Raw genomic sequence first — 19,360 nt, forward strand, 5'->3', positions numbered from 1 at the left:
TGGTCGAATTTCGGCAACCCGGCACGAGCCAACCTGGGCAGAGGCGAACGGGCCTGTCATCGACGCACGATGACAGGCCCAACCTCACAGCGGGCGCAGGAAGCGAGCCGCAACCCGGGCCCGTCGCCGGATCGCGGCGATCGGGCCCGGATCACTTCGCGGGAGGCGAAGCCAGTGGTGCCGGCTGCCGGCGCGGGGCACGCCGCCGCTGCTGGGCCGGGATCTGGACCGTGCCCAGCGCGGAATGCACGGCCGACTCGGCGAGTGCGGCCAGTTCGCGGCGGTTCTCCGCGCGGCCCGGGGCGATCTCCGGGCAGATGTGGACCTCCAGCACGAGGCCGCGCAACGACGCGACCCGGCGCAGCGACGCGATCAGCGACTCCGGGCCGATGAACGCCGGGCGGCTCGTCTCGCGGCCGTCGGCGAGGCGGTAGCGCAACGCGATCGGGCGGACCGGGACACCGCCGTCGATGGCCGCCTGGAACGTCGCTGTCGTGAACGGGCCCGAGGCCAGGCCGCACCACGTCGTTCCCTCCGGGGTGACGCTCACCAGCGACCCGGACCGCAGCGCGCCGGCCAGCTCGGCCATTGTGGCGGGCAGCGTCGTCAGCCGCTCTCGGTCGAGGAAGATGCTGCCGCCGCGGCGGACCAGGCCACCCAGCACCGGCCAGCCCGCGATCTCCTTCTTGGCCAGCGCGCGCATCGGCCGCAGCGCGTTGATCGCGACGATGTCCAGCCACGAGATGTGGTTGTTGACCACCAGCGCGCCACGGCCGGCCGGCGCGGTCAGGAAGTCGGCGCCGCCCCGGATGTCCAGCCGGACGCCGAACGCCCGCAACATGCCGCGGAAGATGAGCCGGGCCAGGCGCCTCGGCGCCACCAGCAGCAGAGGCGCCGACAGCAGCGCCGCGAGGACCACCAAGATCGCCGCCGTGAACCGCAGCACGCGCCGCGGGAAGCCGACGACCGGGTCGCCGTCGTTGAGGCAGCCGTCGCCGCACGGCGAAGCCGGCATCCAGGCGTGGCTCATGCCTGGACCCCGAGGAAGAACTTCAGGTACCGCTCGTCGACGTTCTGGAGGTCGAGCACGACGAAGAAGTCGGCGACGCCGAAGTCGGCGTCGAGTGCGGGCGGTCCGTAGACCTTGGCACCGAGCCGGATGTAGCCCTTGATCAGCGGGGGCAGCGTCGCGCGCGCCGGGCGCTCGATGTCCGAGGGGTCCCACGGGATCAGCGGCGAGACGCGCGTGGCTTCGTCCGAGTAGTGCTTGGTGCGCAGGACGTCCCACACGCCGGCGGCGAACGAACCGCCGTCCACCAGCGGGACGGAGGCGCACCCCGCGAGGTAGCGGTGGCCCGAAAGCAGCATGTACCGGGCGATCCCAGCCCAGACGAGGCTGACGACGGCGCCGCTGCGGTGGTCCGGGTGCACACAGGAACGGCCGGTTTCGACCAGGGACGGGCGGAGGCCGTCGAGCGCGCTCAGGTCGAACTCGCTGTCGGCGTACAGCTTCCCGGCCTGGACGGCGCGGTCCGGCGGCAACATCCGGTAGCAGCCGACGATCTCGCCCGTGTTGTCGTCGCGGACCACGAGGTGGTCGCAGAACTCGTCGAACTCGTCGACGTCGAGACCGGGCTGCAAGGAGTGGAGGCGGGCGCCCATTTCCTCGGCGAAAACCCGGTGCCGCAGCTTCTGCGCCGCGACCACTTCGTCGTTCGCGTGGGCGACGAGAAGGGAGTATCGGGGGGCGTCCGCGGGGAGCTCGGCACCCGCCTGATCAGTGCTGACGAGGAGCTGTGACGTCGTCATGGTCAAGGTTTACCTGCGCGGAGGCAGCCGCGGAGAGTGCCATCCGATGACCGATTAGTGCACGTTCAGTTAATGGCGGGTTCTCAGGCTTCTCTCAGGTCCCGAAAACGCGCGAAGGGCCTTCCGGGAGCTCCCGGAAGGCCCTTCAGGACCGAGGATCAGCCCTTGCGCTTCTCGACCGCTTCGGTCAGCTGCGGCGCGACGTTGAACAGGTCGCCGACGATGCCGAAGTCGGCGATCTCGAAGATCGGCGCCTCGGCGTCCTTGTTGACGGCGATGATCGTCTTCGACGTCTGCATGCCGGCGCGGTGCTGGATCGCGCCGGAGATGCCGAGCGCGATGTACAGCTGCGGCGACACGGTCTTGCCGGTCTGGCCCACCTGGAACTGCGCCGGGTAGTAGCCCGAGTCGACGGCGGCACGCGACGCGCCGACGGCCGCGCCGAGCGAGTCGGCCAGCTTCTCGACGACGTCGAACTTCTCCGCCGAACCGACACCGCGGCCACCGGAGACCACGATCGAGGCCTCGGTCAGCTCCGGCCGGTCACCGCCGGTCACCGGCTCGACGCCGGTGATCTTGGTGGCCTTGGCCGCGTCGGTTGCGGGGATCTCGACGGCCTCTTCGGCCGCCGCACCCTCGGCGGGCTCGGCCTCGACGGCACCCGGGCGGATGGAGACGACCGGGACGCCCTTCGTCGCCTTCGACTTCACCGAGAACGCGCCACCGAAGATCGACTGGTCGATCACGCCGTCGCCGTTGACCCCGACGGCGTCGTAGATCAGGCCGGCGCCGAGCCGGACGGCCAGGCGCGCGGCCACCTCCTTGCCCTCACCGCTGGCGGTGACGAGCACCGCGGCGGGCGAGGCCTGCTGCGCGAGCGCGGCGAGCACGTCCACCTTGGGCGTGACCAGGTAGTTCGCGGCGTCGTCGCCTTCTGCGACATACACCTTGGCGGCGCCGTGCGCGGCCAGCGACTGCTTGGCCTTGGCAGCGGTGCCGGTCGGGCCGACAACGACGGCCGACGGCTCACCGAGCGCGCGAGCCGCGGTCAGCAGCTCCAGCGTGACCTTCTTGACCTCACCGTCGACGTGGTCGACGAGGACGAGTACTTCAGCCATGTTCTTGATTCCTCCTCGAAGAGCCGTTGTCAGATGAGCTTCTGGCCGACCAGGTACTCGGCGACCTTGGTGCCGCCGTCGCCCTCGTCTTCGACCTTCTCGCCGGCGGTGCGCGGCGGCTTCGGCGAGGCTTCGGTGACCGTGGACCAGGCGTTGGCCAGGCCGACCTCGCCCGCGTCGACACCCAGGTCGGCGATGGTGAACGTCTCGACCGGCTTCTTCTTGGCAGCCATGATGCCCTTGAAGGACGGGTAACGCGGCTCGTTGATCTTCTCGCCGACGCTGACCACCGCGGGCAGGGTCGCCTCGAGGTGGGTAAGGCCGTCCTCGGTCTCGCGGGTGGCCTTGATGGTGGTGCCGTCGACGGTCACCTCACGCGCGTAGGTGACCTGCGGCAGGCCGAGCAGCTCGGCGAGGATCGCCGGGACGGCGCCACCACGGCCGTCGGAAGACTCGTTGCCGGCGATGATCAGGTCGTAACCTTCGACCTTCGAGATCGCGGCGGCGATCACCTTGGCGGTCGCGATCGCGTCGGAGCCGTGCAGCGCCTCGTCGGAGACGTGGATGGCCTTGTCGGCGCCCATGGACAGCGCCTTGCGGATCGCGTCGGTCGCGCGGTCGGGGCCCACCGAGATCACGGTGACCTCGCCCTCGCCGGCTTCCTTGATCTTCAGGGCTTCTTCGACGGCCTTCTCGTTGATCTCATCGAGGACGGCGTCGGCGGATTCACGGTCAAGGGTGTGGTCGGCCCCGCTGAGCTTTCGCTCCGAGTAGGTGTCCGGTACCTGCTTGACCAGGACGACGATGTTGGTCATGGGTCTTCTTCGACCTCCCGGTTGTGGCCCGCGGACGCACCACGGGTCAGTGCTCTACTGGCCGGTAGATTAGGGCCAATCGGCCGCCAGGACCCGCCGAGGTGACGCCATTCACCTGGATGCGCAATCTAATGGGACCATCGTCCCGGTAGTCGACCGGTTGCCCCACCTGAACCGCCGTTCGTCCGATCGGACCAACCACGGCCTACTCGCAGTAGGCCGTTAGGGGTTAACCTCCGGCACCATGCCCGCGCGCATCGCCGTCATCACCGACTCCAGCTCGTGCCTCCCCGACCTCGTCGCGGCCCGCTGGGCCATCGGGGTCGTCCAGATCCAGCTGAACATGGGTGGTCACTTCGACGACGAAAACCGCTTCCAACGCGGCGAGGTCATCGACGCGCTGAGAGCCGGCCAGCTGATCACCACCTCGCCCCCGGACCCGGGGGCGTTCTTCTGGACCTACCAGGAAGCAGCTGCTTCCGGCGCGACCGCCATCGTCAGCATCCACATCTCCGGCCGCATGTCCGACACCGTCCGCGCGGCCCGGGAGGCCGCCCAGCAGGTCCGCATCCCCGTGCACGTCCTCGACAGCCGCACCACCGGGATGAGCCTCGGCTTCGCCGCGGTGTCGGCGGCCCGGGCGGCCGCGACCGGCGCGGACGCCGGCCGCGTCATCGAAGCCGCCGAACGCCGGTGCTTCACGAGCACCGAATTCATCTACGTCGACACGCTGGAATACCTCCGCCGGGGCGGGCGGATCGGCGCCGCGCAGGCGATGCTCGGCACCGCGTTCTCGATCAAGCCGCTGCTCACGGTCAAGGACGGCGAGGTCGCGCCGCTGGCCCGCGTCCCCGGCACCCGGCGGGCGCTGGCGAAGATGGTCGACCTCGCGGTCAAGAAGTCCGGCGGCTTCCGCGCCGACATCGCCGTGAGCCGGTTCGGCGCCAGCGATCACGAGCTCGAGATCGGCCGGCAGATCGAGCGCCGGGTGCCCGCGATGGCCGAGAGCATGGTCGTCGAAGCGAGCACGGTGATCGGCGCGCACCTCGGCCCGGGCGCGCTCGGCATCACGGTGTCGCCGGTGTACTGACCCGGCGCCCGGGGATCAGCAGCAGCACGATCGGCACCACGACGCCGAGCCCGGTCGCCACGATGATCAGCACCTGGTCGATCTGCTCGAAGTGCGACACGTGGCCGAGGTGGTAGAGGAAGTGCGGCAGGCCGAACAGCAGCGCGGCGACGGCGGCCAGGCGCGCCACGGCTGTGGTGCCGATCACGGCGGCGCCGATCAGCATCGCGGCGAGGGCCAGGTTGAGACCGCCGAAGTCGCGCAGGAGGTGCTCGTTGAAGGGCCCGTCCATCGCGACCCAGCCGGTGCGGAAACCGGGAAAGTCCTGGTAGAAGCCGGTCGGTGAGACCAGTGGCCAAATTCCGACCACGGCTTCGACGAGGCCGAAGAAGACGAGGAGCACGCGGGTGATTGGTCGTTGCATGACCACGGAACGAGACGGCCGGGCCGGACGTGACACCCGCTAGGGTCGCGGAGGTGACCACCCCAGCCACCCGGGCCGAGGCGCTGCACCTGACCGGCGAACGGACCGTCCCCGGCATCCCCGAGGAAAATTACTGGTTCAGGCGCCACGAAGCCGCGTACGCCGCTCTCCTTCCTTACTGCGCGGACGCGACGGTGCTCGAAGCCGGCTGCGGAGAGGGTTACGGCGCCGGGCTGATCGCCGCCACCGCCCGCCAGGTGCTCGCGCTGGACTACGACGTACCGACCACCGAGCACGTCGCCCGCCGCTACCCGGAGGTCGGCGTCGCGCGGGCGAACCTCGCGTTCCTGCCGGTGCGGGACGCCGTGGTCGACGTCGTGGCCAATTTTCAGGTCATCGAGCACCTGTGGGACCAGACCGGCTTCCTCGCCGAGTGCCGGCGGGTGCTGAAGCCTGGCGGGAAACTGCTGGTCACAACACCGAACCGGCTGACCTTCACCCCGGACAGCGACACGCCGCTGAACCCGTACCACACCCGCGAGCTGGCGCCGGCCGAACTGGCCGAGCTGCTGACCGACGCCGGTTTCGAGGTCGAGACGCTGAACGGCCTGCACCACGGCGACGCCGTGCGCGCGCTCGACGAGCACTACGGCGGTTCGATCATCGACGCCCAGCTCGACGTCGTCATGGGCGAGCTGCCCGGGCAGGCCGTCTGGCCGGCGGCGCTGCTCGCCGACGTCGCCGCGATCGAGGCCACGGGGTTCGACATCCACGGCGACAATCTCGACGCGAGCCTCGACCTGGTCGCCGTGGCGGTGCGCCGATGAGCGAGGGCACCTTTTGCCTCGTGGTGCACAGCCACCTGCCGTGGCTGCCGCACCACGGGAGCTGGCCGGTCGGCGAGGAATGGCTTTACCAGGCGTGGGCGCACTCCTACCTGCCGATGGTCGAGCTGCTCGAGCGGTTCGCCGCCGAAGGCCGCCGCGACGTGCTGACGCTGGGCGTGACGCCGGTGCTCGCCGCGCAGCTCGACGACCCGTACAGCATCCGCGCCTGCCACGACTGGCTCGGCGACTGGCAGCTGCGCGCCCAGCACGCGGCGACGTTGTGGCGCGGCGACCCGCTGCTGCGCGAGCTCGCCGCGGCCGAGCACCGGACCGCGGTCCGCGCGGCCGAAGAGCTCGGCACGCGGTGGCGGCACGGCTTCTCCCCCGTCCTCCGGTCGTTGGTCGACAATTCGACGATCGAGCTGCTCGGCGGTCCGCTGGCCCACCCGTTCCAGCCGTTGCTCGACCCACGGGTGCGCGAGTTCGCGCTGAACGCCGGGCTCACCGACACGGCGCTGCGGGTCGGGTCGCGGCCCGAGGGGATCTGGGCGCCGGAGTGCGGCTACGCGCCTGGCATGGAAAACGACTACGCGGCCGCGGGCGTGCGGCGGTTCATGGTCGACGGCCCGTCGCTGCGCGGTGAGACCTTCGCCGCGCGACCGGTCGGCGACACCGACGTCGTCGCGTTCGGCCGGGACCTTGAAGTCACCTACCGGGTGTGGTCGCCGAAGGCCGGGTATCCCGGCCATGCCGCCTACCGCGACTTCCACACCTGGGCGCACGAGGTCGGGCTCAAGGCGTCGCGGGTCACCGGCAAGGCGGTCGAGCCCGTGGACAAGGCGCCGTACGACCCGTCGCTCGCCGCGGACGTCCTGGGGCTGCACGTCAAGGACTTCGTCGAGACCGTCGTGACACGGCTGCGGTCGCTTAAAGCCCAACACGGCCGTGAGGCGCTCGTGGTCGCCGCTTACGACACGGAGCTGTTCGGGCACTGGTGGCACGAGGGACCGGCCTGGCTGGAAGGTGTGCTGCGCGCGCTGCCCGAGGCGGGGGTCCGGGTGACAACACTGAAGGGCGCGGTCGAAGCCGGGCACGTCGGCGAGCCGATCGACCTGCCTTCGTCGTCGTGGGGGTCGGGCAAGGACTGGCGCGTCTGGGACGGCGAGCAGGTCAAGGACATGGTCGAGGCCAACGCGGCGCTGCAGAAACGTCTGTTGGACCTCGTTGCCGGTTTGACGACCACGGCTCGGGACACCGTCGCCGACCAGGCCGTGGCCGAGGCGATGCTGGCCTTGGAAAGCGACTGGGCTTTCATGGTCACCAAGGACTCCGCGGCCGACTACGCGCGGCGCCGCGCCGCGGTGCACACCGAGCGCTTCGATGCACTCGCCGGGGCGCTGCGCCACGGCGACCGCTCGCGAGCCGAAGAACTCGCCGCCGCTTATCGCGCCGACGACGGACCGTTCGGGCACCTCGACGCCCGGGCGCTGAAGCACGACTGAAAGGGACGCACCGGATGGGGATCCACGAAATTCCGCTCAAGACCCTCGACGGGCAGGACAGCTCGCTGGGCTCGCTGGCCGGCAAGGCGCTGCTGGTGGTCAACGTCGCGTCCAAGTGCGGCCTGACCCCGCAGTACTCCGGCCTGGAGCGGCTGCAGGAACGCTTCGGCGGCCAGGGCTTCTCCGTGGTCGGTTTTCCGTGCAACCAGTTCGCCGGGCAGGAGCCGGGCAGCGCCGAGGAGATCCAGACGTTCTGCTCGACGACCTACGGCGTCACGTTCCCGCTGTTCGAGAAGATCGACGTCAACGGCGACGGCCGGCACCCGCTCTACACGGAGCTGACCAAGACGACCGACGCCGAGGGCGCGTCCGGTGACGTCCAGTGGAACTTCGAGAAGTTCCTGGTCGGCGCGGACGGCGAGGTCCTGGCGCGGTTCCGGCCGCGGACCGAGCCGGAGGACGACACGGTCGTCAAGGCCATCGAGGCCGCGCTGCCGGCGTGACACGGGGCGGGGGACCGCTGTCCCCCGCCTTCCCCGGAATTCACCGGATCGACGGATTCCTGCGGCCATCCGGGTACCACGGAAACGGCACCGAAAATGATTTCCATGATCCGGACGGTCGAATCACGGGTGATCAGCCTGCCATTTTGTCCTTTCCGCACCGAATACTTCTGGGGACGCCATTCCGGCGTCGTCGTGCGGAGAAGGGATCATCCGATGAGCACCTCCAGACGCCGGGCCGCGCTGGCCGCGTTCCCCGTGGCACTCGGGCTGCTGCTGGCCGGCCCCGCGGTGGGCACCGCGTCGGCCGCGACGTCGGCCGACGCCGTGGGCCAGGCCCGTCATTGCCTGCTGTGCGTCGGTCACCACCATCACCACGGGCACATCCACGTGCTGGGTCTGCACCTGGGACTCTGGCTGCATCTGTAGATCCCGGTCGCACCGGGGCGGAGTCGGGCCGCCCCGGCGCGGCGCCGATCAGAGGCCGAGCTGCTCGCGGCCGACGGCATTGAGGTCGTCGACGCGGGCCCGGCCTTTCCAGTTCACCTCGTAGTCTTCGGGCGCAAAATCGCCCGGGCTCGCGCCGGCCAGGAATGCGCGGCCGCATTTTTCGGCGTACGCGACGTTTTTCGCGCAATGCGGGCTCGCCGGGATGTACATGACGTTTCCCCAGCGCTCCGGATTGGTGCCGTCGGCGACCGCGTGGACGACGTCGCCGTGCCACCACACCGTGTCGCCCGGCTCGACATCGGGGATCGAGGTCAGCGCCGGCAGCAGGTCGGCGTGGTACTTGTCGTCGACCGGCAGCGCCTGGCCGTTGGCCGCGCCGCAGAGGTCGTCCTCGGGGATGTCGTCCTGAAGGGCGCGAAGCAGGACGTACGCGATCGCCGACGGGATCGGGACCACGTGCAGCACACCGTCGCCCTGGCGCATTTCCGACAAGGCCGTCCAGCCCTGGAAGGTGCGGAAGGCCGAGCACATCACCGTCGACGGGTACTCGTCGACTTCGGTGCGGTGGGCGCCGTCCCACGGGTCGTAGGCCGCCCAGTTGCCGGTGAAGACGTGCCGAAAGACCTGTTGGTAGGCGGGCAGCAGCCAGCGTTCGACCGAGCCGGAGTCGGTGTGGGCGGACAGGCCGAGCGACGCCGAGCCGGGGGCGCGCCGGCGGATGCGGTCCGGGTAAGCCGTGTCGCGATCGGGGTCGAACCAGACGCGACCCTCGGACTCGTGTCGCCAGAAGGAGTTGAGGAACCGCCGGACGGCGACCATGTGCTCGTGCTGGCGGGCCTGGATCTGCGGCTTCGACCAGTAGACCGGGTAGATCTGCGGCTGGCCGGAGGAGAGTCCGGCGAAGACGTCGTCGGCCGGGCCTTGGTAGGTGCCGGCGAAGTTGTTGTCCGCGAGGTAGGCGGCGAGCCCGGCGTCCCAGGCTTCGGCCGTTTCGCGCGCGAAGGTGCCTTTGACCACGGCGCAGCCGCGGCGGCGGATGGCGTCGAGCGTTCGCTGCGGCACCGTGCCCTCGGCGATGTCGCGAAACTGGACCACGGGGAAGGCATCCCGGTCGGCGGCGACGGCGGCGACCTCCCGTCGCATCCACTCCCGAACCTCGGCGAACGCGCCGGCAACGTCGCCGATCCGGGCGCGCAGCTCGTGCTTGGTCCGCGAGATGGCCTCGGACATGTTCGCGGGTAGCTCTGTGGTCGTCATACCGGTGTCCTCCACGTTTTTGGTTAGGACTCCTTACTAGAATGGCCCGGCTACGGTAACCCCTGTCCGTTCCCCGCCACAAGAGGTGCGATGTCCGACCCCGACCGGCCGCTCCCGCGCCTGGCGATGCTGCGGGCCATGACCGACCGCACGGTGCTCGACCAGGTCTTCGTCCAAAACCGGACCACGCGCGCCGAGCTCGCCGCGACGACCGGGATCTCGAAGCCGACGATCTCCGAATCGGTCCGGCGGCTGGAGACGGCCGGTGCGCTGCGGGCGACCGGCACCGACCAGACCGGCCGCCGCGGCCGGATCGCGACGTTCTACGAGCTGGCCGCCGACGCCGGCCGGGTTGTCGCCGCGGAGGTGAACCAGCAGGGCATCCGGACCGTGACGACCGACCTGAACGGGACCGTTCTGGCCACCGACCGGCATCCGCCCGGCGGCAAGCCGATGACCGCCGCAGTGCGGGAGGCTGTTGTCGCGGCGGGCGCCATCGGTCCGGGGCCGGTGCGCGCGACCGCGATCTCGGTGGCCAACCCGGTCGACCCCGTCACGCACGAGGTCGTCGCGCTGCCGGGGTCACCGTTTCCCGAGGGCGCGCTCCGGGCCGGCGAGATCGGGCGTGACGTCTTGCTCGACAACGACGTCAACTTCTCCGCGCTGGCCGAGCGGCGCGAGGGTGCCGCGCGGGAGGCGAAGAGCTTCGCGTACGTCTACGTCGGCGCCGGGCTCGGAGTCAGCTTGTACGTCGGTGACCAGCTCGTGCGCGGGACGCACGGGCTGGCGGGCGAGATCGGGTACCTGGACAGTTCGGGGTCGACGCTCGCCTCGACCCTCGCCGATCAGGGGTTCGGGCGGTCGGACGCGCCGTCGCTGGACGTCGTCGCGATTTTGACCACGCTCGACGAGGCGGAGGCCGGGGACGCCGTGGCCGCAGAACGGCAACGGCTGCTGGGCGCGACGCTCGGCCGGGCCGTGGCCGCGATCTGCACGATCGTCGATCCGGACCTCGTACTGCTGGGCGGGCCGGCGGGGAGTCGGCCGGGGCTCGTGGCGGAAATTCGGCAAACGGTCCGCGCGGCGGCACCCGGGCCGGTACGGGTCGAGGCCGGAGAGGTGACGGACTCAGCGGCGCTGCGGGGCGCGCTGTTGTCGGCGCTCGACCACGGACGGGAGAGCCTGGTCAGGGCAGTCGCCGAAAGTTGACCATGGCTTCGATCTGAAGATAGGTGCGTGAGGCAGCGCCGTCGGTGGGCCTACAGCGCGGTCGCCGAAAATCGACCACGGGCCTCATCGGCGGCGAATGCCGTGGTCAGCACGTTGCCAAGAAACGACCAGCAGCACAGGCCGCGACCGTCCCGCACCAGCCCCGGCCGCAAGGAACCGACGAGGGCCGCACTCAGGACGAACCTGCCTCGATCACCGCTCGCACACACTTCGCGACCACCGCCGGGTCGACTTTGACTACCTGCCGGTCGTACGTCAGGAGGCCGTTGACCTCGTTTTCGACATCGGTCGTCTGGGTGTAGACCGCGCCCGACAGGCCCCGCTCGCCCACCACTCGCTCCAGCGCGGTGCTCACCTCCGCGTAGCGCTCGGTGAGCCGTTCCGAAGTCGGCGTCATCTCGTACGCGTTCGGTGGGCCCGGCCAGCGGTGGTCGTCGAGGACCAGGCCGAGGCCGCCGTACTCGCCGTCGACCACTGCCCGGCCGTCGGCGATCGAGGGCGAACCCGGGCCGACGTACGTGTGGTCGTCGTAGACGTCTCCCGCGCCGGTGTCGGGGCGGGAGAAACAGCAGTTGACGCCGCTGTTCGCGATCACCAGGCGGGTTGGGTCCAGGGTTTTGACCAATTCCGCGACACGGGCCGTGTCGTACTCGCCCCAGCCTTCGTTGAACGGCACCCAGCCGACGATCGACGGGACCGACCGCAGCTGTTTCACCATTTCGGTCAGTTCCGCTTCGAACCGCTCCTGCGCCTGCGGGACCGGGTCCGGGGCGATCCCGGGCGGACCGTCGAACGACGCGGTCAGCGAGGGCATGTCCTGCCAGACGACCAAGCCCAGCGTGTCGGCCCAGAAGTACCAGCGGGCCGGCTCGACCTTGACGTGTTTGCGGACGAAGTTGAAGCCCAGCTCCTTCGTCTTCTCGAGGTCGAAGCGCAGTGCGTCGTCAGTGGGCGCGGTCGAGATGCCGTCCGGCCAGTAGCCCTGGTCCAGGGGGCCGTGCAGGAAGGTGATCCGGTCGTTGAGCGCGATCCGCGGGCGGCCGTGCTCGTCGGGGACCAAGCCGATCGTCCGCAGGCCCGTGTAGCTGCCGACCTCGTCGAGCACCGCGCCGTGCTGGCCGCGGAGCTCGACCCGCAGCGTGTAGAGGTGCGGATCGTCGGGTGTCCAGTGGTGTGGTTCGGGAACGTCCACGCGCACCGACGTGCCGGCCGGTCCCGACGCACGCGCCACCTCGGCGTCGTTTGCCGAAATGACGACCACGACCTCGGCACCCCCCGTGACCTGCGGGAACACCGTCACGCCGGTGAGGTCCGGGGTCAGCTCCAGCCCGGAGACGCGGGCGGCGGGCACCGGCTCGAGCCACACCGTTTGCCAGATTCCGGACGACGCCGTGTACCAGATTCCGCCGGGCGAGTTGCGCTGCTTGCCCACCGGGAAGGGCTCGATGTCGGTGCGATCCTCGGCCCGGACGGTCAGCTCCTGGGAACCCGACGCCCGCAGGACGTCGGTGATGTCCGCGCTGAACGCCGTGTACCCACCCTCGTGCGTCGCGACGAGCTGGTTGTTGACCCACACCTTCGCCGTCTGGTCGACCGCGCCGAAGTGCAGGAGGACGCGGTCGCCGCGCCAGTCGTCCGGGATCTCGACCAGGCGGCGGTACCAGAGGACTTCGTCGCGTCGTCCGATTCCGGACAACGCCGACTCCGGTGGGAACGGGACCAGGATCCGCTCGGCGTAGCCGGACGGCCGTGGTTCGTCCGGCGACGACGGCCAGCCCGCGTACTCCCAGACGCCGTTGGGGTTCAGCCAGCGCGGGCGGGTCAGCTGGGGCCGCGGGTACTCGGGCAGCGAATTCGCCGGGCCGACGTCGGCGGTCCACGGGGTCGGCAACGGCGGGTCGAGCCGGCGCCAGCCGGTGTCTTCGGGAGAAGTCATCGTCGCCGATGGTGACAGAGATCCTCGGGCGCGCCAGTGACCGGAGTCACACTCGGACGGCCGGCGTGTGCAGGCTCGTCAAGAGCCCTCTTGACTCGCGAGTAACCTCTGCGCATGCGTGTGCTGATGTTGTCCTGGGAGTACCCGCCAGTGGCCATCGGTGGCTTGGCCAGGCACGTGCACGCGCTCGCTTGTCACCTTTCGCGACAAGGCCACGAGGTCGTTGTGCTCTGCCGGCACGCCGCGGGCACCGATGCCGGGACCCACCCGCGCACCGACCGCGTCGTCGAGGGTGTGCGGATCATCCGGGTCGCCGAGGATCCGATGCACGTGACATTCGAACGCGACCTCGTCGCCTGGACGCTGGCCATGGGGCACGCCATGATCCGCGCCGCGCAGGACCTGCTGCGGGGCTGGCAGCCGGACGTCGTCCACGCGCACGACTGGCTCGTCGCTCACCCGGCCATCGCGATCGCCGAGGCCGCGCGGGTGCCGCTGGTCGGCACGATCCACGCGACCGAGGCCGGGCGGCACTCCGGCTGGCTGTCGCACCCGCTCAACCAGCAAGTTCACTCGGTCGAGTGGTGGCTGGCGAACCGCGCCGACGCGTTGATCACCTGCTCGCAGGCCATGCGCCGCGAGGTTGCGCACCTCTTCGAGGTCGAAGCCGCCGACGTCACGGTGATCCACAACGGCATCGAGGAACGCGGGTGGCAGGTGCCGGCGGCCGAGATCGCCCGTGCCCGCGAGGTCTACAGCCCGGCTGGGGCGCCGCTGCTGCTCTACTTCGGCAGGCTCGAGTGGGAGAAGGGCGTGCAGGACCTGCTGGCCGCGCTCCCCCGGATCCGCCGCCGGCATCCCGGCACGCGCGTGGTCGTTGCCGGAAAAGGACGACACTTCGACGAGCTCGTCGAGCAGTCGCGGAAGCTGCGGGTGCGGCGCGCGGTCGACTTCGTCGGGCACCTGTCCGACCGCGATCTGCGCGCGGCGCTGGCCGCGGCCGACGCCGTGGTGCTGCCCAGCCGGTACGAGCCGTTCGGGATCGTCGCGCTGGAGGCCGCGGCCGCGAAGGCGCCGCTCGTGGCGTCGACCGCCGGTGGGCTCGGCGAGGTCGTGGTGCACGGTGAGACCGGGCTGGCGTTCAGCCCCGGCGATGTCGGCGCGCTGGCCGACGCGGTGACGACGACCCTCGGGGACGCCGACGCCGCGAAGAAGCGGGCACGAGCGGCGAAGTCCCGGTTGGCCGCGGACTTCGACTGGGGCCGGATCGCCGAGGCGACCGCCGCCGTCTACCGGCGGGCCAAGCCGGGTGACGCGGTCGAGCTGCCGCGGCCGAAGATCGCCACCGGCAACGCGTTCGAGCCGGTGGCTGCCGGGATTCCGGAACTGTAGGTAGCGGACGGCTCAAAAGCGACGGAGCCGAGCGTAGTTCGAACCCGCCCTGGTGGACGCAGCGCGGACCCGGGAACTGTAAGTAGCAGCCGGCTCAGAAGTGGCAGGGCCGGACGCACTCAGGGCGCGCCGCGGTGGGTGCTGCCGTGGTTCCGGCGGCCATGAACGTGAACGAAAAAACGACGAAGACCACGGCGACGGCTGTGCCCAACTTGCTGGTCATGGGGGCTCCTCGGGAGGATGGCGCTGCGCAGCGAGCATCCGTCGCGCACCCCGGGGAAACAATAAGCGGAACACTAGGGACCGGTACGTATTCGCCTTCCGTGACCGATTCGCCCGCTCAGCGGGTTCCGGTCAGGATCCGCACCACGACGTGTTCCCGAAGTGGTCCGTGCGTGGTGACCGCCTCCCGGACGCGCTCGGTGAACGCCGGCCTCGCGTCCGCGTCAGGGAGCTGCTCCGGGCTCATTGCCGAAAAGACGCCACCGACGATCTCCTCGACGGTCAGCGTGGTCGCATACTCGACAACCCGCAGGTCGACGGCGTATCCGGCGGCCGACAGCGCGTCCGCGTAGCGTGCCTGGCTCGTCTCGTCGGTGCCGCAGGTCCGGTGCAGCGGAGTGCCCAGATACGACGAGACCACCTCTCGCAGCGCGGCCGACCACGCGGTGTCCTGGAGCCACAGCGGCTCGCCGTTGGTCACCACCGCGAGCCCGCCGCCGGGCCTCAGGAGCGGACGCGCCTCCGTGAACAGCCGCTCGTGGTCCATCCAGTGCAACGCCTGGGCGACCGTCACCGCGGCGAACCGGCCTGGGCCGAAAAGCGACAACAACGCTCCGACGTCGGAATCCGCGCCGAGCAGCCAGCTGACGTTCGGCTCGGTCGTCGCTTGACGGGCCTGGGCGAGCATCGCGGGCTCCGGGTCCATGCCGAGCACGGCCCCGGCCCGCGGCGCCAGGACCCGGGTGAGCTGACCGGTGCCGCAGCCGAGGTCGAGCACGACGTCGTCGTGTGTCACCGCAAACGCTGCGGCCAGCGCGTCCGCCACCTCGGGCGGATAGCCGCGGCGGAACCGCTGGTAGTACTCGCTCACTTCGCCGCCGAACGCCGGTGTCGTCATGGCCCGAGCATGCCGACGGTCACGCGCGCCCGGGCGTGGTTCCGCTCAGGGCGGAGTCAGAAGAGACTCAGAAGACCGGCAGCAGCAGGCCGTGCTCGGACTCCGGGCGCGGGCCGAAGATCCGGCGGTCCGACGGCTCGATCGGGACGTCGTTGATGCTCGCTTCGCGCCGTCGCATGAGGCCTTCGTCGCTGAACTCCCACAGCTCGTTGCCGTAGCTGCGGAACCATTGGCCGGCCGCGTTGCGGGACTCGTACTGGAACCGGACGGCGATGCGGTTGACGCGGAAGCCCCACAGCTCCTTGCGCAGCGCGTAGTCCAGCTCGCGCTCCCACTTCGCCGTCAGGAATTCGACGATCTTCGCGCGCCCGACGACGTGCTGGTCGCGGTTCCGCCAGACCGAGTCCTCCGTGTAAGCCAGCGACACCCGCTCCGGGTCGCGCGTGTTCCACGCGTCCTCGGCGGCCTGGACCTTCTGGCGGGCGGTGTCCTCGTCGAACGGCGGGAACGGCGGGCGCGGGGTCATGACGGCTCCTTCCGGACGTAGAGAACGTGCGTTCTCCCGTGGTCCCGCTAGACTAGAGAACGATCATTCTCGACACCAGAGGCAGGTGACATGAATCCCACGGAGGCGACCGACCGGTTGCTGGAGGCCGCCGAAGACCTCTTCTACGCCCACGGCGTGCAGGCGGTCGGGATGGACGCCGTCCGCGCGCGCTCGGGCGTCTCGCTCAAGCGGCTCTACCAGTCCTTCCCGTCGAAGACCGACCTGGTCGAGGCCTACCTCCTGCGGCGCGACGAGCGCTGGCGGACGTCGTTGCGCGATTTTGTCCACGCCCGCGGCGACGACCCGCTCGCCGTCTTCGGCTGGCTGAAGAACTGGTTCGCCGAGCCGGGCTTCCGGGGCTGCGCGTTTGTCAACTCGTTCGGCGAGTTCGGTGAACCCGCGCCGGGCATCGCCGCCGCCATCCGCAAGCACAAGACCGAGGTCCGGGCCTACCTGCGCGGTCTCGTTCCCGACCAGAGCCGCGCCGACCAGCTGTTTTCGCTCGTGGAAGGCGCGACCGTCCTGGCCGCGATCACCGGCGAACCGGGCGAAGCCGACACAGCCCGCGAAGCGGCGAAGGTCCTCCTGGAAGCGCGGCGGTAGCCCCCGCCCGCGGCCCCTCGTCTCCCGGCCAGCAATCGCGGAGACGTCCTCACCGAGTCCGGAATCGTACGGTTCGCCAAAGAACCGACCGGCCAGCGTGAAGGAGTAGGTCGTGAGTGACAGCAATGGCGGCGCGGCGAGGCTAGTGCCCGCAGGCCCAGGCTCCGGGGGCACGGCGACGCCGGCCAAGGCGCTGAACTCGTTGACAGGGCTGCGGTTCATCGCCGCGATCATGACGTTCCTCTTCCACACCGGGCTGATGATGAGCCCGCTCGGCCCCGGTTTCGCGACGGTCAGCCCGTTCGCCGACACCGGCGCCGCGACCTGGTACGCGACGACCTTCGCCTTCAGCGGCTACATCGGGTTGTCCTTCTTCTTCGTGCTGAGCGGGTTCGTCATCACCTGGTCCGCACGGCCGACCACCACGGCGCGGTCGTTCATCCGCCGCCGGCTGGTGAAGGTCTTCCCGAACCACGTGGTCATGTGGATCGCCGTGATGGTGCTGTTCGCCGGCGGTGTGGTGAGCTGGCGGGTCTGGCTGCCCAACCTGTTCCTGATCCAGTCGTGGTTCCCGACCTACGAGATCAGCCAGGCCATGAACGTCCCCGCGTGGTCGCTCTGCGCGGAGCTGCTCTTCTACCTGACCTTCCCGCTGCTCGTCCGGCCGCTGTTCAAGCTGAAGGCGCGCGGGCTGTGGATCGGCGCGGTGGCGATGGTCGCCGGCCTCGGGATCTACCAGCTCCTCGTCAACACCCTCGTCGAGGGGCCGCCCGCCGGCTCCCCGGACCCGATGTCCCCGACGCAGTACTGGCTCGCCTACCTCTTCCCGGTCGGGCGCATCTTCGAGTTCCTGACCGGCATGTTCGTGGCGCGCATCGTCGCCGCGGGCAAGTGGCCGAAGCAGGTCGGCCCGCTGGTCGCGACGGTGATCATGGTCGTCGCCTGGTTCGTCGCCCTGTACGCGCCGGTGCAGCTGGCGATCAACCTGATCACCCTCGCGCCGATCGGGATCGTGATCGCCGCCTTCGCCACCGCGGACCTGCGGGGCTCGCGGACCGGGGTGAACGGCAAGCGCTGGGTCTTCCTCGGGCAGATCTCCTTCGGGTTCTACATGGTCCAGATCGTGACGGTCTTCTGGCTGCGGGGCGTCACCGGCGGACAGTTCTCCACCCCCGTCGCGGTCCTGGTCCTGCTCGGCATGGCCGCCCTGAGCATCCTCGGCGGCTGGCTCCTGTTCCGCTTCGTGGAGTCGCCGATGATGCGCAAGTTCGGCCGCAAGAAGACCGCCGCCCTGACCGCGGTTCCGGCGCCTGCCGAGCCGAAGAAGCCCGGTGAGGGCGAGGAGCGTAGCGCGGCATGAGCACGGGGCCCGCACACCGGGAAGACCACCGGGTCGAGGTCTTCGCCTGGGCGACCGACGACGATCCCGAACGGGTTGTCGAGAAGGCCGCGGTCGACTCCCTCGTGGAGGTGTTCGCGCAGCGGTCGCCCGGGCAGGACTTCGTCAACCCCGTCCTCGCCGGTGGCGGGGACGGGGCGGCGGACCCGGTGGCGGTGCTCCAGGCGCGGCTGCAGGACAACGACCCGCCGGACGGCATCCAGCTCCACCCCGGCGGAGAAGTGACGGACCACGTCGACGCCGGCCGCCTCGCCGATCTCAGTGACCGGTTCGCGCGGTGGGGCCTGCTCGACCTCCTGCCCCAGGGCCTGCTCGACGCCCTCACGGTGGACGGGAACGTCTACTGCCTGCCCGTGGGCATCCACCGCCTGATGCTCTGGGGCAACGAGGAAGCGCTGGCCGGCGCCGGGCTCACCGGCCGGCCGGCGAACCTCGGGGAGTTCGTCCACCACCTGGACGCGCTCCGTGCCTCGGGCATCAGCCACCCGCTCGCGCTCGGCCCGCACTGGACCCAGCTCGACCTGCTCGAAGGGCTCCTGCTCGCCGAGCTCGGACCTGACCGCTTCGAGGCCCTGTGGACCGCCGAAGCCGACTGGTCAACGGGTGATGTCACCGAAGTCCTCGAGAACTACAAGAAACTGCTGTCGTATTCGAACCCCGACCGCGACAGCCTGCACTGGACCGAAGCGGCAAAGCGGTTGAGCAGCGGCGAAGCCGGCTACTTCTTCATGGGCGACTGGGTGGCCGCCGAACTGGAGAGCCACGGGTTCACGCATTACTCGTACCAGCCTTTCCCGGGCACCGACGGGACCTTCCAGTGGCTGGGCGACGCGTTCGTCCTGCCCAAGAACGCCCCCAATCCGGCCGGCGCGGACAGCTGGCTGGAAACCGTGGCCAGCGTCGAGGGACAGCGGGCTTTCAACACCAGGAAGGGCTCCATCCCCATTCGCCGCGACGCGGATCCCGCCGACTATTCGCACTACCAGCGGGCGGCGATCGCGGACTTCCACCGGCTGCGGCTCGTCCCGTCGTGCGCGCACGGCTCGGCGTGCCCGCCGGCCCGGACGATCCCGGTTGTCGTCGCGGTGAACGAGTTCTCCTCGACGGGCGACGTCGCGGAACTGCAGGCCGCCATCGGGGCGGGCATCGCCGGCCACTGAGCGGGGCGTTTCGGGCAACAAAAAAGAATCGCCCCTTCGCCGTGGCCGCGCCGCCGGGTTCGAAGACACTCCAGGAGTAGACCCTTCCGGCGCGGTTCAGAAGAATCAATCGGTGTGAGGTCCGGAGTTCGGGGGTCCACTGAATGACCGCGATATGCACCGCTTCGGGCGTTCGGGAGTTCCTCGGCAAATGCTTTCC

Annotated in this window: 20 protein-coding genes; 10 read left to right on the top strand and 10 right to left on the bottom strand. The window is 70.2% G+C overall.

Annotated elements, in window-relative coordinates; translation table 11 throughout:
• Positions 1-151: 151 nt before the first annotated feature.
• The 4 genes from ACIA5G_RS29075 to ACIA5G_RS29090 all read right to left on the bottom strand — a co-directional run bounded on the left by ACIA5G_RS29075 (position 152) and on the right by ACIA5G_RS29090 (position 3,742).
• On the bottom strand, positions 152-1,030 hold the full coding sequence (locus tag ACIA5G_RS29075; protein WP_395928743.1) for a lysophospholipid acyltransferase family protein: 879 nt from the start codon (positions 1,028-1,030) through the stop codon (positions 152-154).
• Entirely contained in the window at positions 1,027-1,809 is a 783-nt protein-coding gene (locus tag ACIA5G_RS29080) for a GNAT family N-acetyltransferase (RefSeq protein ID WP_395928745.1), read from the bottom strand. Before ACIA5G_RS29080 ends, ACIA5G_RS29075 begins: the two co-directional genes overlap by 4 nt.
• A 158-nt stretch (positions 1,810-1,967) precedes the next feature.
• Positions 1,968-2,927, bottom strand: coding sequence for an electron transfer flavoprotein subunit alpha/FixB family protein (locus ACIA5G_RS29085; protein ID WP_395928747.1), 960 nt, complete (start codon positions 2,925-2,927; stop codon positions 1,968-1,970).
• Positions 2,928-2,956: 29 nt separating this feature from the next.
• Complete coding sequence (locus ACIA5G_RS29090; protein ID WP_395928749.1) at positions 2,957-3,742, bottom strand: electron transfer flavoprotein subunit beta/FixA family protein; 786 nt, start codon at positions 3,740-3,742, stop codon at positions 2,957-2,959.
• 244 nt (positions 3,743-3,986) lie between these two features.
• On the opposite strand from ACIA5G_RS29090, the gene ACIA5G_RS29095 reads away from it, so the two are divergent.
• Positions 3,987-4,832 (top strand): DegV family protein, encoded by an 846-nt coding sequence (locus tag ACIA5G_RS29095; RefSeq protein WP_395928751.1) that lies wholly within the window; start codon positions 3,987-3,989, stop codon positions 4,830-4,832.
• Here ACIA5G_RS29095 and ACIA5G_RS29100 read toward each other — a convergent pair.
• Positions 4,810-5,235 (bottom strand): hypothetical protein, encoded by a 426-nt coding sequence (locus ACIA5G_RS29100; RefSeq protein ID WP_395928753.1) that lies wholly within the window; start codon positions 5,233-5,235, stop codon positions 4,810-4,812. The genes ACIA5G_RS29095 and ACIA5G_RS29100 overlap by 23 nt on opposite strands.
• Before the next feature lie 53 nt (positions 5,236-5,288).
• Here ACIA5G_RS29100 and ACIA5G_RS29105 point away from each other — a divergent pair, with 53 nt between their 5' ends.
• The 4 genes from ACIA5G_RS29105 (at position 5,289) to ACIA5G_RS29120 (ending at position 8,496) form a co-directional block, all read left to right on the top strand.
• On the top strand, positions 5,289-6,062 hold the full coding sequence (locus tag ACIA5G_RS29105) for a class I SAM-dependent methyltransferase (protein WP_395928755.1): 774 nt from the start codon (positions 5,289-5,291) through the stop codon (positions 6,060-6,062).
• The gene (locus ACIA5G_RS29110; protein WP_395928757.1) at positions 6,059-7,564 is read left to right on the top strand and encodes a 1,4-alpha-glucan branching protein domain-containing protein; all 1,506 of its coding nucleotides are present in this window, start codon (positions 6,059-6,061) and stop codon (positions 7,562-7,564) included. Before ACIA5G_RS29105 ends, ACIA5G_RS29110 begins: the two co-directional genes overlap by 4 nt.
• Positions 7,565-7,578: 14 nt before the next feature.
• Positions 7,579-8,067, top strand: a complete 489-nt coding sequence (locus ACIA5G_RS29115; protein ID WP_395928759.1) for a glutathione peroxidase — start codon at positions 7,579-7,581, stop codon at positions 8,065-8,067.
• A gap of 216 nt (positions 8,068-8,283) precedes the next feature.
• Complete coding sequence (locus tag ACIA5G_RS29120) at positions 8,284-8,496, top strand: hypothetical protein (protein ID WP_395928761.1); 213 nt, start codon at positions 8,284-8,286, stop codon at positions 8,494-8,496.
• Between the two features lie 48 nt (positions 8,497-8,544).
• On the opposite strand, the gene ACIA5G_RS29125 is transcribed toward ACIA5G_RS29120, so the two are convergent.
• A complete protein-coding gene (locus ACIA5G_RS29125; protein ID WP_395928763.1) occupies positions 8,545-9,774 on the bottom strand; it encodes a YbiU family protein in 1,230 nt (409 codons plus the stop codon).
• A 90-nt stretch (positions 9,775-9,864) separates the two neighbouring features.
• Between ACIA5G_RS29125 and ACIA5G_RS29130 the strand changes: the two genes are divergently transcribed.
• Positions 9,865-10,983, top strand: a complete 1,119-nt coding sequence (locus ACIA5G_RS29130) for an ROK family protein (protein ID WP_395928765.1) — start codon at positions 9,865-9,867, stop codon at positions 10,981-10,983.
• A gap of 193 nt (positions 10,984-11,176) precedes the next feature.
• Here the strand turns inward: ACIA5G_RS29130 and ACIA5G_RS29135 are convergent, their stop codons facing one another.
• Positions 11,177-12,940: a glycoside hydrolase family 2 protein gene (locus ACIA5G_RS29135; protein ID WP_395928767.1), complete on the bottom strand. Its 1,764-nt coding sequence runs from the start codon at positions 12,938-12,940 to the stop codon at positions 11,177-11,179.
• Positions 12,941-13,054: 114 nt separating this feature from the next.
• On the opposite strand from ACIA5G_RS29135, the gene ACIA5G_RS29140 reads away from it, so the two are divergent.
• Complete coding sequence (locus tag ACIA5G_RS29140) at positions 13,055-14,332, top strand: glycosyltransferase family 4 protein (protein WP_395928769.1); 1,278 nt, start codon at positions 13,055-13,057, stop codon at positions 14,330-14,332.
• A 94-nt stretch (positions 14,333-14,426) separates the two neighbouring features.
• On the opposite strand, the gene ACIA5G_RS29145 is transcribed toward ACIA5G_RS29140, so the two are convergent.
• The 3 genes from ACIA5G_RS29145 to ACIA5G_RS29155 form a co-directional block, all read right to left on the bottom strand.
• Positions 14,427-14,555, bottom strand: a complete 129-nt coding sequence (locus ACIA5G_RS29145) for a hypothetical protein (RefSeq protein ID WP_395928771.1) — start codon at positions 14,553-14,555, stop codon at positions 14,427-14,429.
• Between the two features lie 117 nt (positions 14,556-14,672).
• Positions 14,673-15,452 (bottom strand): class I SAM-dependent methyltransferase, encoded by a 780-nt coding sequence (locus ACIA5G_RS29150; protein ID WP_395928773.1) that lies wholly within the window; start codon positions 15,450-15,452, stop codon positions 14,673-14,675.
• A gap of 67 nt (positions 15,453-15,519) precedes the next feature.
• Positions 15,520-15,978, bottom strand: coding sequence for a nuclear transport factor 2 family protein (locus ACIA5G_RS29155; protein ID WP_395928775.1), 459 nt, complete (start codon positions 15,976-15,978; stop codon positions 15,520-15,522).
• 90 nt (positions 15,979-16,068) lie between these two features.
• On the opposite strand from ACIA5G_RS29155, the gene ACIA5G_RS29160 reads away from it, so the two are divergent.
• The 3 genes from ACIA5G_RS29160 to ACIA5G_RS29170 all read left to right on the top strand — a co-directional run bounded on the left by ACIA5G_RS29160 (position 16,069) and on the right by ACIA5G_RS29170 (position 19,161).
• A complete protein-coding gene (locus ACIA5G_RS29160; protein ID WP_395928777.1) occupies positions 16,069-16,602 on the top strand; it encodes a TetR/AcrR family transcriptional regulator in 534 nt (177 codons plus the stop codon).
• A gap of 112 nt (positions 16,603-16,714) precedes the next feature.
• On the top strand, positions 16,715-17,962 hold the full coding sequence (locus ACIA5G_RS29165; RefSeq protein ID WP_395928779.1) for an acyltransferase family protein: 1,248 nt from the start codon (positions 16,715-16,717) through the stop codon (positions 17,960-17,962).
• Positions 17,959-19,161, top strand: coding sequence for an ABC transporter substrate-binding protein (locus ACIA5G_RS29170; protein ID WP_395928781.1), 1,203 nt, complete (start codon positions 17,959-17,961; stop codon positions 19,159-19,161). The genes ACIA5G_RS29165 and ACIA5G_RS29170 overlap by 4 nt, the downstream gene beginning before the upstream one ends.
• Positions 19,162-19,360 lie beyond the last annotated feature (199 nt).

It is taken from the genome of Amycolatopsis sp. NPDC051758, assembly GCF_044453095.1.
Taxonomy (GTDB): domain Bacteria; phylum Actinomycetota; class Actinomycetes; order Mycobacteriales; family Pseudonocardiaceae; genus Amycolatopsis.

What these genes read in the sequence shown, in the direction of transcription:
- ACIA5G_RS29075 (WP_395928743.1), bottom strand. Translation starts at nt 1,030, where the DNA reads ATGAGCCACGCCTGGATGCCGGCTTCGCCGTGCGGCGACGGCTGCCTC.
- ACIA5G_RS29080 (WP_395928745.1), bottom strand. Translation starts at nt 1,809, where the DNA reads ATGACGACGTCACAGCTCCTCGTCAGCACTGATCAGGCGGGTGCCGAG.
- ACIA5G_RS29085 (WP_395928747.1), bottom strand. Translation starts at nt 2,927, where the DNA reads ATGGCTGAAGTACTCGTCCTCGTCGACCACGTCGACGGTGAGGTCAAG.
- ACIA5G_RS29090 (WP_395928749.1), bottom strand. Translation starts at nt 3,742, where the DNA reads ATGACCAACATCGTCGTCCTGGTCAAGCAGGTACCGGACACCTACTCG.
- ACIA5G_RS29095 (WP_395928751.1), top strand. Translation starts at nt 3,987, where the DNA reads ATGCCCGCGCGCATCGCCGTCATCACCGACTCCAGCTCGTGCCTCCCC.
- ACIA5G_RS29100 (WP_395928753.1), bottom strand. Translation starts at nt 5,235, where the DNA reads ATGCAACGACCAATCACCCGCGTGCTCCTCGTCTTCTTCGGCCTCGTC.
- ACIA5G_RS29110 (WP_395928757.1), top strand. Translation starts at nt 6,059, where the DNA reads ATGAGCGAGGGCACCTTTTGCCTCGTGGTGCACAGCCACCTGCCGTGG.
- ACIA5G_RS29115 (WP_395928759.1), top strand. Translation starts at nt 7,579, where the DNA reads ATGGGGATCCACGAAATTCCGCTCAAGACCCTCGACGGGCAGGACAGC.
- ACIA5G_RS29120 (WP_395928761.1), top strand. Translation starts at nt 8,284, where the DNA reads ATGAGCACCTCCAGACGCCGGGCCGCGCTGGCCGCGTTCCCCGTGGCA.
- ACIA5G_RS29125 (WP_395928763.1), bottom strand. Translation starts at nt 9,774, where the DNA reads ATGACGACCACAGAGCTACCCGCGAACATGTCCGAGGCCATCTCGCGG.
- ACIA5G_RS29130 (WP_395928765.1), top strand. Translation starts at nt 9,865, where the DNA reads ATGTCCGACCCCGACCGGCCGCTCCCGCGCCTGGCGATGCTGCGGGCC.
- ACIA5G_RS29135 (WP_395928767.1), bottom strand. Translation starts at nt 12,940, where the DNA reads ATGACTTCTCCCGAAGACACCGGCTGGCGCCGGCTCGACCCGCCGTTG.
- ACIA5G_RS29140 (WP_395928769.1), top strand. Translation starts at nt 13,055, where the DNA reads ATGCGTGTGCTGATGTTGTCCTGGGAGTACCCGCCAGTGGCCATCGGT.
- ACIA5G_RS29145 (WP_395928771.1), bottom strand. Translation starts at nt 14,555, where the DNA reads ATGACCAGCAAGTTGGGCACAGCCGTCGCCGTGGTCTTCGTCGTTTTT.
- ACIA5G_RS29150 (WP_395928773.1), bottom strand. Translation starts at nt 15,452, where the DNA reads ATGACGACACCGGCGTTCGGCGGCGAAGTGAGCGAGTACTACCAGCGG.
- ACIA5G_RS29155 (WP_395928775.1), bottom strand. Translation starts at nt 15,978, where the DNA reads ATGACCCCGCGCCCGCCGTTCCCGCCGTTCGACGAGGACACCGCCCGC.
- ACIA5G_RS29160 (WP_395928777.1), top strand. Translation starts at nt 16,069, where the DNA reads ATGAATCCCACGGAGGCGACCGACCGGTTGCTGGAGGCCGCCGAAGAC.
- ACIA5G_RS29170 (WP_395928781.1), top strand. Translation starts at nt 17,959, where the DNA reads ATGAGCACGGGGCCCGCACACCGGGAAGACCACCGGGTCGAGGTCTTC.